The organism is Rhizobium sp. BR 317, from assembly GCF_047445835.1.
Classification (GTDB): Bacteria; Pseudomonadota; Alphaproteobacteria; order Rhizobiales; family Rhizobiaceae; genus Rhizobium; species Rhizobium paranaense.
Window position 1 is genome coordinate 287,909 of the sequence record NZ_JARWLB010000001.1, and the last position, 14,160, is coordinate 302,068.

12 protein-coding genes are annotated in these 14,160 nt (G+C 59.5%); all 12 read right to left on the minus strand.

The genetic code is table 11. The features are described 5' to 3' along the window. Positions 1–6: 6 nt before the first annotated feature. Positions 7–2,340, minus strand: a complete 2,334-nt coding sequence (bamA, locus tag QD357_RS01365) for an outer membrane protein assembly factor BamA (protein ID WP_107107939.1) — start codon at positions 2,338–2,340, stop codon at positions 7–9. A gap of 197 nt (positions 2,341–2,537) precedes the next feature. Continuing rightward, positions 2,538–4,211, minus strand: a complete 1,674-nt coding sequence (gene rseP / locus QD357_RS01370; RefSeq protein ID WP_107107938.1) for an RIP metalloprotease RseP — start codon at positions 4,209–4,211, stop codon at positions 2,538–2,540. Positions 4,212–4,234: 23 nt separating this feature from the next. Continuing rightward, entirely contained in the window at positions 4,235–5,068 is an 834-nt protein-coding gene (locus tag QD357_RS01375) for a phosphatidate cytidylyltransferase (RefSeq protein ID WP_107107937.1), read from the minus strand. Further along, a complete protein-coding gene (locus QD357_RS01380; protein WP_107107936.1) occupies positions 5,068–5,814 on the minus strand; it encodes an isoprenyl transferase in 747 nt (248 codons plus the stop codon). The genes QD357_RS01375 and QD357_RS01380 overlap by 1 nt, the downstream gene beginning before the upstream one ends. 105 nt (positions 5,815–5,919) lie before the next feature. Next, positions 5,920–6,480, minus strand: a complete 561-nt coding sequence (gene frr / locus QD357_RS01385; protein ID WP_028755025.1) for a ribosome recycling factor — start codon at positions 6,478–6,480, stop codon at positions 5,920–5,922. Between the two features lie 56 nt (positions 6,481–6,536). Continuing rightward, on the minus strand, positions 6,537–7,256 hold the full coding sequence (gene pyrH, locus QD357_RS01390) for a UMP kinase (protein ID WP_107107935.1): 720 nt from the start codon (positions 7,254–7,256) through the stop codon (positions 6,537–6,539). A gap of 153 nt (positions 7,257–7,409) precedes the next feature. Beyond that, complete coding sequence (gene tsf / locus QD357_RS01395; RefSeq protein ID WP_107107934.1) at positions 7,410–8,336, minus strand: translation elongation factor Ts; 927 nt, start codon at positions 8,334–8,336, stop codon at positions 7,410–7,412. Between the two features lie 374 nt (positions 8,337–8,710). After that, entirely contained in the window at positions 8,711–9,478 is a 768-nt protein-coding gene (rpsB, locus tag QD357_RS01400; RefSeq protein WP_028755022.1) for a 30S ribosomal protein S2, read from the minus strand. Between the two features lie 190 nt (positions 9,479–9,668). Then, a complete protein-coding gene (locus QD357_RS01405) occupies positions 9,669–10,775 on the minus strand; it encodes a substrate-binding domain-containing protein (RefSeq protein ID WP_107107933.1) in 1,107 nt (368 codons plus the stop codon). After that, the gene (locus tag QD357_RS01410; RefSeq protein ID WP_107107932.1) at positions 10,775–11,392 is read right to left on the minus strand and encodes a 5-bromo-4-chloroindolyl phosphate hydrolysis family protein; all 618 of its coding nucleotides are present in this window, start codon (positions 11,390–11,392) and stop codon (positions 10,775–10,777) included. Before QD357_RS01410 ends, QD357_RS01405 begins: the two co-directional genes overlap by 1 nt. 7 nt (positions 11,393–11,399) lie before the next feature. Further along, entirely contained in the window at positions 11,400–12,974 is a 1,575-nt protein-coding gene (locus QD357_RS01415; RefSeq protein ID WP_107108138.1) for a substrate-binding domain-containing protein, read from the minus strand. A gap of 5 nt (positions 12,975–12,979) precedes the next feature. Then, the gene (locus QD357_RS01420) at positions 12,980–14,059 is read right to left on the minus strand and encodes a toxic anion resistance protein (RefSeq protein WP_107107931.1); all 1,080 of its coding nucleotides are present in this window, start codon (positions 14,057–14,059) and stop codon (positions 12,980–12,982) included. Positions 14,060–14,160 lie beyond the last annotated feature (101 nt).

The window sequence follows — 14,160 nt, forward strand, 5'->3', positions numbered from 1 at the left end:
CCGATATCAGAACTGGTTGGCGATGCCAAACCGGAAATTCTCGGTCTTGTCGTAATCTTCCTTGAGAACCGGCACAGCATAGTCAACACGGATGACACCGAAGGGCGACGACCAGATCAGACCTGCACCCAGCGAAGCACGGATCGAGCTGTCGTTGTGCAGGACGTCACCGAAGAGATCAGCCTTGTTGCCATAGAGCGTGCCCGCATCGGCAAAGGCTGCGACGCGCAGACCGATATCCTGCGGAACGCCCGGCATCGGCATGCTTGCTTCAGCCGAAGCCGTGAAGTAGGTCGTGCCGCCCAGCGCATCGCCATGCGACGAACGCGGACCAATACCAGCATTTTCGAAGCCGCGGATTTCACGACCACCAAGCGTGAACTGATCGAAGACGTTCAGGTGATCGCCCGTCGGCATGACATAACCGGCGCCGACCGTCAGCGAGCCGATGATGTCGGCTTCGTCGCTGATCATCTTATAGTAACGCGCCTTGCCGCTCAGCTTGTAGAAGTCGGAGTCGCCACCCAGACCCGCATATTCATGCGTGAACTTGGCGATGATACCTTCGCGCGGCAGGTTCTGGTCGTCCAGCGTGTTGTAGGTGAAGGTCTGCGAAATCGTCGACTGAACCCACGGGCTGTTGTTCACGAGGTTCAGGTAGGGAGCAGACAGATTGTTTTCCCAGTCGTTGGTACCGTCGTACTGCAGGCGCTTGTAGTTGTAGCGCAGCGTCGTCGCGAAGTTCTCGGTGATCGGCGCGGTGACGCGCAGCGAGAAGCCTTCTTCCGAATAATCGTAGAAATCATCGCTCGAGGTCTGGTTCCGGAAGATGTCGAAGCCGGCAGCCAGACGATAGCCGAGGAAATAGGGCTCGGTGAACGAGATGTTATAGGTACGGTTGCCTTCCGTGCCGGCACCAGCAGCAATACGGATGTACTGGCCACGACCCAGGAAGTTCTTTTCTTCGACCGAAGCCTCCAGCAGCAGGCCGCCATTGTTGCCGACAGCGTAACCAGCACCGATACCGAACGAACCGGTCGGCTGGTCTTCGACGTTGACGATCACGACGACACGGTCCGGAGCGCTGCCCTGGGCGGTGGTGATATCAACCTTGGTGAAATAGCCGAGCGCGTCGAGACGGCGCTTGGCGCGGGTGATCATTTCCTGGTTGAAAGCGTCGCCTTCATTGAGGTCGAACTCGCGGCGAATGACGTAATCGCGCGTGCGGGTGTTGCCGCGGATTTCGATGCGCTCGACATAGGCGCGCTCGCCCTGGTCGACGAGATATTCGATACCGATCGTGTGGCCAGTCAGGTCACGATTGCCGCGTGGCGTGATGCGGGCAAAGGGATAGCCGGCAGCAGCGACGCGCTTGGAAATATTTTCGATCGAGGTCTGGATGTCCTTGGCGCTGTAGACATCACCCTTATGCGTAATGACCAGGCTCTTCAGGTCATCGGCGTTGACGCCTTCGACCGTCGAGACGACGTTGATGTCGCCATAGGTGTAGCGCGGACCTTCATCGACGTTGAAGTTCAGCGTGTATTCGTTGGTCTGCTCGTTCAGCGTCGCATCGGCACTAACGACGCGGAAATCGGCATAACCGTGATTGTAGTAGAACTGACGCAGCGCATCCTGGTCGGCCTGCTGGCGTTCCGGGCTGTAGACGTCCTTGCGGGTCAGGAACGACAGGAAGTTGCTCTTCTTGGTGCTGATCACCGAAGCAAGACGGCCACTGCTGTAAGCCTGGTTGCCCGAGAAATTGACCTTGTCGATCTTGGTGCGGTCACCTTCGTTGATGACGAAGGCCACATTGATGCGGCCCTGCGCGACCGGCACGGTCTGCGTCGTCACCTGGACTTCATTACGGCCGATTGCGGCGTAAGCGTCCTTGATGGTCTTGATGTCAGCCTGAACCTGGCTCTCGTTGTAAGGGCCGGCCGCGTGGGTCTGAACGATGCCCTGAAGCTTGTCGTCCTTGATCTTGTGGTTGCCGTTGAAGACCACGGCATTGATCAGCAGGTTTTCCTTGACGGAAATGACCAGCGTGCTGCCAGAGACGGTTACGTGTACATCGGAGAAGTATCCGGTCGCATAAAGCTGCTTTACCGAATTGTCGATGTCGGCTGGCGAGAAGCTCTTGCCAGGCTTGATCGTGATATTGTCGCGAACAGCCTCGGGACCAACGCGTTCAGCTCCCCTGACATCAACCCGCTGAATAACAGCGGCTTCTGCGACTGAGGCAGAAGCAAGGGTGATAACACCAGCGCCCGACGCAACAACACCAGCAGACAGCGCTACCGCCGACACTGCGTTCAAAAATCTTGAACCAGCCTTCATTTTCACTTCTTACCTTTTTATCAGTCGTCCCCAGCCCCGAGCGAACCCGATTCCGGCCACGTGTGTCGTTTTACCCGCTTTTGACATACAAGCAAGGGAGCAAGTTAATTTCTGTTTACTTCATTTCAAACCGTGGCTCATTCGCCACTACAGCTTTGAAACATCGTAAATAAATCGTAATTTCCTCTACTGCCCCATCAGCCTATCCTGGAGCTGATGTCGTTCCATGTCGCAAACACCATGAGTGACAGGACCATCGCAAAACCAATTCGAAAAGCGATGTCTTGTGCCCGAGCACCCAGCGGTTTTCCCCTTACGGCTTCAATCGCATAGAACATCAAGTGCCCGCCATCAAGTACCGGCACCGGCATCAAATTTAATAACCCAATGGAAACAGAAAGTATGGCGGCGAATTGGAGCACCGCCGAAAAGCCCAGGGTTGCCATCTGCCCGGAAAGCTGAGCCACCCGAATGGGGCCGCCGAGCTGATCCGCCTTCATGTAGCCGCCGATGACATTGCCGAGATATTCGAAGGTGCCGGACACGATATTGCCGGTCTGTCTGACGCCTTCGCCCAGCGCCTGGAACGGACCATATGCCTCATAACGGAGCTTGATGGGCTTCTGGCCGTCAGTAATCCCGATGCTGCTGATCTGCGTCTGGTTGCCGAAGGCATCGGGCTCTTCGGTTTTCTTCGGAAGTATTTGAACGTCGCGTGTGCCACCGCTGCGCTCGACGGACAACACCACCGGCTTGTCCGCACCGGATGCCAAATAACGCTGCACGTCGCCGATGGAATCGACCACATGCCCATCCACGGAGAGGATACGGTCGCCAAGCGCGAGACCGGCCTGTTGCGCCGGGCTGTCCGGTGCGATCGAAGCGACGAGCGGGTCGATCGGCGAAATACCGATGCTACCGACGTCCTTCTTCTTTCCAGAGGCGTCGGTCGCGCTCAACGTTTCCGGCACCATCGGAAAATCACGGATCTGACCGTTGCGTTCGACCGTCAAGACGAGGCTCTTGCCGGGGCGATCGCCGACGTAGCGGGCGATATCATAGTAGGTCGCGACATTGTTGCCGTCGACGGCGACCAGGCGGTCACCCGCCTGCACGCCCGCCTGCGCTGCCGGTCCACCCGGCTCAACCGCCGTCACCAGCGGATCGACGAGCGCGATGCCGATGCGTCCCATTTCCATCTTGTTGCCGAACTGATCTGTGTCTTCCACGAGCTTCGGCAGGATGCTGAAATCGCGCTTCTGGCCGTCGCGCTCGACGGACAGCACGATATTGCGACCGGGACGCAGGCCGACATAGCGCTGCACCTCATCGAACGTCGTCACCTTGTTGCCATCGATGGCAACAAGACGGTCGCCTGGCTCGATTCCCGCTTCAGCGGCGGCACCGCCGCGCATGACCACGGCGACGACCGGATCAGCGACGGTGCGGCCATAGACGCCAAAGAGTACGGCGAAGATTGCGATGGCGAGAATGAAATTGGCGATCGGGCCGGCCGCAACGGTGGCCGCCCGCTTCCAGAGCTTGGCGCCGGCGAAGGACCGGGCGCGCTCCTCCTCGGTCATGGCCGCGAGCTGATCGACATCGGTCTTGCTCGAGGCATCCTCGTCGCCGAAGAAGCGGACATAGCCGCCGAGCGGAATGATTGACAGCTTCCAGCGCGTACCATGGCGGTCGGTAAAACCAGCGACTTCCGGACCGAAGCCGATCGAAAAGGCCATGATGCGGATACCGGACCAACGGCCAACCAGATAGTGACCCATTTCGTGCACGAAAACGAGCAAAGACAGTACGAAAACAAACGTTATGACGTTGTTCGTCAAGAAGCCGATAATGCCTGCCACGCTACCCATGCACGATCCTGTTCGCGTTGATTTCAGACACCGAGCAGAACGCCGCCCAATGACATAGTCTCGCCGCTTATTGTCAGCGATATTACGATAGCCAAGAAAAACGCTGCAAAACAAGCAAAAATTAGTCCGTCGACCCGGTCCATGACGCCGCCATGGCCGGGAATCAGGTGGCTGGAGTCTTTGACTCCGAAGCGGCGCTTGATGAAAGACTCGAAAAGATCGCCGATCTGGCTGCAGATTGACAGCACCAGAGTGAGCGCAGGAATCCATAAACCATCTGCCGAGAAAAAGCTCCAGACGACCGCTGTTCCGGCAATCACCGCGGCAATGGCCCCGCCGATCGCGCCCGACCAGGTCTTGCCCGGCGATATGCGCGGCGCAAGCTTCGGCCCGCCGATGGCGCGGCCAACGAAATAGGCAAAAATATCCGTCGCCCAAACGGTGGCGAAGATGAACAGCATCAGCACGAAGCCGCGCAGATCGTCATCCCGGATCTCGGCAAGGGCGATTGCCGTCAATCCCGCATAGAATATTCCGCCGGGCAGCCACCAGCTTTTGCTACGCATGGCGACCATGATCGCCGTGACCGCAACAAAGATGATCAGCAATTCGAGGGAATAGACGGATTCCGCCGCTAGTGTCGCGCTGGCTATCAGCAGGAGGCCGAGCCAGCCAAGCGCATTGCCCTGCGGATCGCGACCATGCAGGTCCGTTATCGTAGACCATTCATAGTAGACGAGCAAGCCGATCGCCGCCGCCAGGATACGAAAGCTCAGACCGCCATACCAAGTCGCAGCCAGAACGACCGCGGCAAGAACGATGCCGGAAATGATGCGCAGCCTGAGTTCACGGCTCATCAGGACCCCACGGCCGCCGCCTGTTTGGCGGAAAGCCCGCCAAAGCGCCGATCACGCGCGGCGTATTTTTCCAGCGCGGAGAAGAAGAGGTCCCGGCTGAAATCCGGCCAGTACTCCGGCATGAACATGAATTCCGAATAGGCCGCCTGCCAAAGAAGGAAGTTCGACAGCCGCTCTTCGCCGCTGGTGCGGATGATGAGATCAGGATCAGGGATTCCGGCCGTATCCAGTCGTGCATCGATCAATTCGGGACGAATATCCTGCGGGCGCAGGCGCCCGGCTTCGACGTCCTTGGCCAGGCTGACGAAAGCGCGGGTGATCTCGTCGCGCGAGCCATAGTTGAAGGCGATGATCAGCGTCAGCGCGGTATTGTCCTTGGTGGTCTCTTCCGCTTCGATCAACAGCGGCAAGATATCGCTGCGCAGATTGTAGCGGTCGCCGATCACGCGGATGCGGACATTCTGGCGATGCAGTTCCGCAAGGTCCCGCCGAATGAACGCCTTGAGCAGGCCGAGAAGGTCGCTCACTTCAGTCTCCGGGCGGCGCCAATTCTCCGAGGAAAAGGCAAAGAGCGTCAGATATTTTATACCGACATCCCCTGCCGCCCGTACCGTTTCGCGCACCGCCTCCACGCCCTTACGGTGGCCCATGGTGCGCGGCAGGCCGCGCGCGTTGGCCCAACGCCCGTTGCCATCCATGATGATGGCGAGGTGATCGGGTATGGCAGAGAACGTGGGAACTGACATATGGATCCGGTTTCGTTCGGCAGGAAATGCTCCAGGACTTCAAATCTAGCGCACCCTCACCGCTTTCAATGTTTCTTGATCGAAAGCGGGATGCTCTAGTGGCAATCAGACCTGCATGATTTCCTTTTCTTTGTCGGCTAGCAAGCGGTCGATATCCGAAATCGTATCGTCCGTCATCTTCTGCACACGCTCAGACTGAGCGCGGCTTTCATCCTGACCGATTACACCGTCCTTTTCGGCCTTTTTGAGACCGTCCATGCCATCCCGGCGGACATGGCGAATCGCCACCTTCGCCTTCTCGGCATATTCATGGGCAACCTTGACCAGCGAGCGACGGCGCTCCTCGTTGAGTTCCGGCAGCGGAATACGCAGATTTTGGCCATCGACGATCGGGTTGAGGCCGAGATTGGATTCGCGGATCGACCGCTCGACGGCGCCGACCATCGACTTATCCCAAACGGAAACGGTCAGCATGCGCGGCTCGGGTACGGTGATGTTGGCAACTTGGTTCAGCGGCATGCGCGAACCATAGGCTTCAACCGTGACCGGATCGAGAATGTTGGCGGACGCGCGGCCGGTGCGCAGCGAGGCGATATCGCTCTTGAATGCCGCGATGGCGCCGTCCATGCGGCGCTTCAGTTCCTTGAGGTCGGTGCCTTCACTCATGTTTTTATACTCCCGTGTAATAGGCGGCGCCGGGAAGGCCCGGTGCCACAGGAACGTCAATTGTCGGATACGATGGTCTTACGACCGCCGCCGGTCAAGATTTCTGCGAAACCGCCCTTTTCGTGAATGGAAAAGACGACGATCGGAATTGAATTTTCCCGTGCAAGCGCCACGGCGGCCACATCCATGACGGCGAGCCCCTTTTCCAGCACCTGGCTGTGGGTCAGATGTTCGAAACGCTCGGCATCCGGGAACTTCTTCGGATCGGCGGAATAGATGCCATCGACCTGCGTGCCCTTGAAGATTGCTTCGGCGCCCATTTCGGCGGCGCGCAGCGCAGCGGCGGAATCGGTGGTGAAAAAGGGATTGCCGGTGCCGCCGGCAAAGATCACCACGCGGCCCAGCGAGAGATGATAGAGCGTCGCACGCTGCGAGAAGCTTTCGCAGATCTCCGGCATGGAAATGGCTGACAGCACCACCGTGTCGATATCCAGCTTGCGCAGCGAGGTGGCCAGCGCCAGCGCGTTGATGATGGTGCCGAGCATGCCCATGTGGTCGCCGGTTACGCGGTCTCCGCCCTTGGAGGCCACGGCAACGCCGCGGAAGATATTGCCGCCGCCGACGACGACGCCGACCTCGACACCCATTTCGCGCGCTGCGGCAATATCGGATGCAATGCGGTCAGCGACGGTAACGTCGATACCGAACCCCTGGCTGCCCATCAGAGCTTCGCCGGAGGCCTTGAGCAATACGCGCTTGTAGATCGGCTGGGACATTGTCGCTCCTTGAAGTGATCGCGGGGTAATAGTGAAAGCCGGATACACGAAGGGCACCGCGTTGTCACGCGATGCCCACGGGTTTCCCCTGATATGGTTTCACCTATCTGGGATATGGTTTCGTTTCGTCAACAGACGAAATGAATTCGTTGATCAGCCCTTGGCGGCAGCGGCGACTTCGGCAGCGAAGTCGGTCTCTTCCTTCTCGACGCCTTCGCCGAGAAGAAGACGGGCCATGCCGGTGATTTCGATCGGCGCACCGGCGGTCTTTTCAGCTTCCTTGATGGCAGCGGCGACGGTCAGGTCCGGGTTGATGACGAAAGCTTGCGACAGAAGAGCGACTTCTTCGAAGAACTTGCGCATGCGGCCTTCGACCATCTTTTCGATGATGTTGTCCGGCTTGCCGGAGGCGCGGGACTGCTCGATGAAGACGTTGCGTTCGCGCTCGGCGACGGCAGCGTCAACTTCTTCCGGACGGATGGCGAGCGGGTTCGTAGCAGCAATGTGCATGGCAACCTGGCGGCCGATCGACGTCAGAACGGCCTTGTCACCGACGGACTTCAGGGCAACCAGAACGCCGAGCTTGCCGATACCGTCGCCAGCAGCGTTGTGGATGTAGGTCGCCACGACGCCGTGCTCAACTTCCAGCTTGACCGCGCGACGAAGCGCCATGTTTTCGCCGATGGTTGCAATCGCGTCCTTGATGGTGTCGACAACCGGCTTGCCGGATGCGGGATAGGTCGCAGCCGAAATGGCTTCGACAGTGCCGTTGGTGGACAGCGCAACTTCGGCGATGCCGCGAGCAAGATCCTGGAAGGCATCGTTACGGGCAACGAAGTCGGTTTCAGAGTTGAGCTCGACGACGACGGCCTTGTGACCGGCGCCGGCAATGGCGACCAGGCCTTCAGCGGCGGTGCGGCCGGACTTCTTGTCGGCCTTGGAGATGCCCTTGGCGCGCAGCCAGTCGATCGCGGCTTCGATATCCCCGTTCGTCTCGGTCAGCGCCTTCTTGCAGTCCATCATGCCTGCGCCAGACTTTTCGCGCAGTTCTTTCACCAGTGCAGCCGTAATCTCGGTCATAAGCTTCCTCTTGTCGGTTCATACGGTGCGGCAAACGGCGTTAAGCCGAAGCGGCACCGATTTGAGGGACGAAATGTACCCGTAAGTATGACAGCGTTATGAAGCAGCGTCATACTGTGGAATTCTGTTTGGAACATGCCTGGATTTTCCGCCTACAGCGCCACGCGTCATGGTGACGCGTAAAGGTCGCTGTAGCACTTTAAATCTGCTGCATAATTTACCCTTAAATCGATTCCGATTTAAGGAATTATGCAGTAGGCCAGCAGTTACCAAAAACGCGATAAGGCCGCTCGAACTCCTTGAAGTCGCAAACGGCCTTATCCCGGATATCAATACGCTCGGGCGGACAAGCTTCTGCCCGCCACAAGACGCGATCAGGCTTCGGTGCCGTCCGCCAGTGTCGGCTCGACCGGAGCTTCAACGGAAGCGCCGAGGTCGCGGCCGGATGCGCTCTGCTGGCGGGCGATGCCGTCGATGGCAGCGCGCGAGATCAGGTCGCAGTAGAGAGCGATGGCGCGCGAAGCGTCGTCGTTACCCGGGATCGGATAGTCGATCAGGTCCGGATCGCAGTTCGAGTCGATGATGGCGACGACCGGAATGCCGAGGCGCTTGGCTTCGTCGATCGCGATCTTTTCCTTGTTGGTGTCGATGATGAACATCAGGTCCGGGGTGCCGCCCATATCGCGGATACCGCCGAGAGCCTTGTCCAGCTTTTCGCGCTCGCGCTCAAGGTTCAGACGTTCCTTCTTGGTGAAGCCCTGGGCTTCGCCGTTGAGGATTTCGTCGAGCTTGCGCAGACGCTGAATGGAATTCGAAATCGTCTTCCAGTTGGTCATCATGCCGCCGAGCCAGCGGGCGTTGACGTAGTACTGGGCCGAGCGCTTGGCGCTGTCGGCGATCAGTTCGGACGCCTGACGCTTGGTGCCGACGAACAGAACGCGGCCGCCACGGGCAACGGTGTCGCTGACAACCTGCAGGGCGCGGCTCAGCAGCGGAACCGTCTGGGCGAGGTCGATGATGTGGATGTTGTTACGATCGCCGAAGATGTACGGCTTCATCTTCGGGTTCCAGCGATGCGTCTGGTGGCCGAAGTGAACACCAGCTTCCAGAAGCTGACGCATAGAAAAATCAGGCAATGCCATGCCTTTGACTCCTTTTCCGGTTGAACCTCCGCAAGGCGAACAGCATCCTCTTCGAAGATGCCACCGGGCGGAACGATCCGGATTTCTCCCGGACAATCCCATGCCTTACGTGTGGAATGCGGCTGCCCATACATTCGATTTGCCGGGAATGCAAGGCTTAGGTGGAAAAAATACGGCAGACCCCTGCCCTTTAGCTCGCCACCTTGTCGAGCAACGCCAGCATGACGTTGGCGTCCGGCATTGGCAAGACCGCGTCGATCTCGGCCGGCAGCAGGCCTGCAATCGCATCATGTGCATTACCGGTCGCCGTGCCCAATGGCCCGCGGAAGCCGTGCTTGGTCCAGGCGAGTTCCTGCAGCTTCGGCCTTGTCAGCGCATCCATCATCCGGTTGGCGGTTTCATCCACGACGATCAGAGGATGCGACGAATAGACGGTCGGATGCGGATAAAGCACAACCGGCTTTGCCGTGGAGCTCGATTGAACGCGCTTCCACCGTCCGGGATCGGCGATGATCCATTCGACCAACTGATTCTCGTAGCCGACGATCATCGGTTCGCCGCCGAGCCCGCCGGCGAGATATTGATCGAAAAGCTTGCCTGATGACGGCGACTTGAAGCCCATATTGCGGAAGATCATCTGCGCCTTGTCGCCCGACCGCGCGAGATCGGCGACCGTCGCGACGTTGCCGGCAAACAGGCTCAGTACCAATCCGGCAAACATGAAGCCGGAATTGGAGCGATTCGGATCGGTCGAGACGATGCGCGCCTGCCCGTAGAGCGCGTCGACCCCGAGCTTGGACCAATTCGTTCCAGCAAGGACGGCATCGAGCAATGCCTTCAGATCAAGCTGATGCTGTCCGGTGGGCGTCACGGTGACCAGCCCGGCTTTCATCAACCCGTCGACCACCGGCTGCCAGGTGTAGACGACGACCGGCGTGTTCAGCACGACGCGGTCGTCGCGGATCTTGACGCCGCGCTGCCGGGCGATATCGACCATGATCGAGGACGACGGCCAAAGGAAAGCAGGATTCTGCGACAGAAGTGCCTGCTCGCGCACCATCTCGACGGAGCCGGCCACACGGCTGTCTATATCCAGTCCGTATCCATGCAGAGCGCCGACAACATCCTCGTCCGCCAGAAACGCCACCTTCTCACCGCCGATGAAGCCGAAGAGCTTCGTGCGGTTGCCGAGCAGTCCCTGGAACTCCGGCCGGTCCTTCACGGCGAAATAGCCACCGGTGCCGGCAACGCCGGTAGCAAGAAGTCCCACTCCAAAGGCGCGGCGAGAGATAGCCATCAGCGTCCGATATCCTCTTTGAGCGAGGCCTGTATGAGGCGCAGCTCGGTGTCCAGCGTATCGAGCCTGTCGTCGACGAGACTGTCCGAATAGTGCACGAAGGCATCCTCGAGTTTGGTGAGCACCAGCTCAACGTCCTGCAATCGTTTCTGGTCCGGCACGCGCTTGGCCTCGAGCGTGGCGAAACCCTCGGCGACTTCGGCCGCTCGCGGCAGGTAATAGCTGAGGAAGCGCCGCACGGTGCCGGCGCTTTCCGGGCTCGCCTCCACCTTGGCAAAGACATCGGCGGCGATTTCGGCCAGATGCCGCACGCGCTTTGCCGTCTCTTTGTTGGCGATGTGATCCGCCGAGACTTCCAGCCTTTGCGCTGCCGGTGCGGCCGCACTCAAAAGATCGCGCGCGAAATCGAGACGTCCCTTGCCGATGGCTTTCGCATCCAGACCTTCGAAAAGCCGACGCGGCGACAATGTAAAGATGAGGCCTGTAAAGACGAGCAGACCGATGACGGCCGCGATCCACAACGGCATCTTCGCAAAGAAGCTCAAGACGGGAACGACGATCGCGGCGGTAAGCCCCGCCACGATCCAATTCCAGTCATTGCCGAACCAATTGCGCATCGGTGTCCTAGTTGTAGCCACGCACCGCGCGGAAGGCGCTGACGAGATCGCCACGACCATCGAACACACGCCCCGATGTCGCCTTGGTCAAGGCATCGAGCTGCGACTTGTCGGCGTCGCCAAAGGTGATGCCGAAGACCGGCACATGCGGGTTGGTTGCCATCCACTCACTCAGAAAATCGCGGCTCGCATCATCGGACTTTCCGTCGGTCATGATGACGATCGCCGGCAGATAGGACGAAAGATTTTGGGTATCCTTCATGCGCTCAAGCGCCCTGCTTGCGCAAGCATACATATCGGTGCCGCCATCGGCATGCTGCAGCGACACTTTATCGACAAGGTTCTTCTGTTGTGCGGGGTCGCCCGTGGCCAAAAGCGTCGTCCGTACGCGGCTGTCGAACGGAATGACCATGATGCGGTCCGCCGGCGTCCATTGCGCCAGCACCTTTCCGGTTTCATCCGGATTGAACAGGAACCGCATGGCAGCCTGCAATTGATTTTCGCCCGTGCCTCCCATGGAGCCGGAGAAATCCAGGCAAAGGGCCGTGAGCGACGGCTTACGCAATGCGCCCTGGTAGAGATCGAGCGCCTGGCGAATCACGGTCGGCTCCGGCATGCGGATCGCGGTCACCAACCGGCTCGGGTCGAAATTCCAACTCGGGTCCCCTTTCGTCACAGCATCTCCCAATGGAATGCGTCGGCCGGTGTCGGCAATGCGCTTCTGCACGGGTGCGGACCGCAAATAGGCGACCAGTTCGTTGAAGAAAGTTTCGACCTCGGGTCCTCGTCCGTGATCGATGAAGCCGATCGGTGAGTCCGCGATCGCCACGCCATCGGCCGGATAGATCGCATAAAGCGGCTCCTTGCCCATGCCGATAAGCTTGTCGTTGGTCTCCTTCAGCACCGCCTCGTAGTTCCACATGGCATCGTAGAGCGTGCCCTGGCCAGCAGAATCCGTATAGAGGTCCGCGAGCCAGCCGGAGGAACCCGACGAGCGTTCGACCCCGGCAAGCAGCGCCCTGACGGTACCCTGAACCTCCGGCTTGTCGAGATCGCCCGGCTCGATGACAGGCTTGTTGCCGAGCGCGCTGGAGAGCATGGCGAGATAGGCGCTGGCGCCCGAATTGGACTGGGTTGCCGAGGTCATGAGAAATTTCAGCGAGCCGTTTTTCACCGCCGCCAAGATGTCCTTCATGAACACAGGCTTGCCGATCCAGCCGAGCGCCTGCGCCTTCGATTTGCGCACGCCGAGGATAACGGGCGTCTGCGCCACCGAGGTCAGCGTCTTCACGCGGCGTTTGGTGTCGAACATATCGACCCAGACGCTCGATGCCGGCCAGACGGCGTCCTGCTCGACGCCAGTTTCGCTCTGCAGCGCCAGCCCGATATCCAGCGTGCCTTCGTAGGTGAAGCTGCAGGTGGCGTTCTTCTGTTTGCAGAATTCTTCGACGATCGGCTGGATAACCGTGTTTTCCGAGCCGGAGACGATCGAGAACTTCGGACCTTTGCCGCCGGCATCGCAGCCCGCCAAGGCGAGCGCCGCCGTCAGCGCCAGGCCGGTGAGAAGTGTGCGGATCATCATGCCGCTCATCGTGCCTCGATCATCGCCTTTTTGAGTTCGACGGTCATTCTCTCCATTTGCTGCTCGGCCTCGGCCCGCTTCCTGCGGCCTTCTTCCTGCACCTTCAGGACACCGCCGATCGTATCGATCAGGTCGCGGTTGGCGGCGGCGAGCGTATCGATATCGACGATACCGCGCTGCGATTGCTGTTCGATGGCAATCGCCTGGTCCTTCATCATCTCGGATGCCTGGCGGATCATCTCGTTGGTGGCGTCAGTCACCGTCTTCTGCAATTCGAGCGCCGATTTCTGCCGCGACAGCCCGAGCAGGATCACCATCTTCTGCTTCCAGGCCGGCACCGTCAGCGCCGATGTCGCCTGCAGATTCTCGATCAGCGTTTCGTCGCCGGCCTGCACGATGCGGATCTGCGGCAATTGCTGAATGCCGAGCTGGCGGGCCTGCTGCAGGTAGAATACCCGCTTCTCCAGCCTGTCGAGGGCCTGCAGGCTGTCCTGATAGGTCTGCGCCTCCAGCATGCCGCCGCCGGGATTGGCAGCCGCGGCATCAGCAGCGCTTTTCAGCTTCGGCAGTTCGACACTGCGGAAATGCTCTGCAAACGTCTTGCCCGCCTGCACGTAGGCGTCGAGCTGCAGGATCGACCGCTTTGTCTCCTCATGGAGATCATCGAGAAGTGCGATGTCGCGGCGCAGCGTATCCTTGTGCCGGTCGAGCTCGAGACCGATGCGATCGATCTGGCCGGCCACATCCTCGAACTCCTCCTTGAAGCGTTCCAACCTCGCCTTGAAGGACGAGAAAATCTTGGAAAGAAAGCCCTCATCCTTCAGCGATGCCGGGTCGAGCTTCTTCGACTTGATGATGATATCGGTCAGCAGCTTGCCGACCTCACCAAGATCGCGATTGCGGACCTCGCGGAGAATCCGGTCGGAATAGTCGGAGACGGACTGCTGGGCACGGTCCCCATAGACCGAAATACCGGCGCGGTCGTTCAAATCGATGGTATCGCCGATGCGGGCAATTTCCGCCGGATCGGCCGTGACAACCGGCAAAGCAGCGTTAGAGGCAGGGGCGAGATCGGTATTGGCCATAGGTCGTGCTTTCTCGTCTATCAACACGGGACCTGTCTGCGGAAGCCTGCCGATTATTCCCACAATAAGCGACGCGGCCCGCATGGCCCGCTACAATTCCA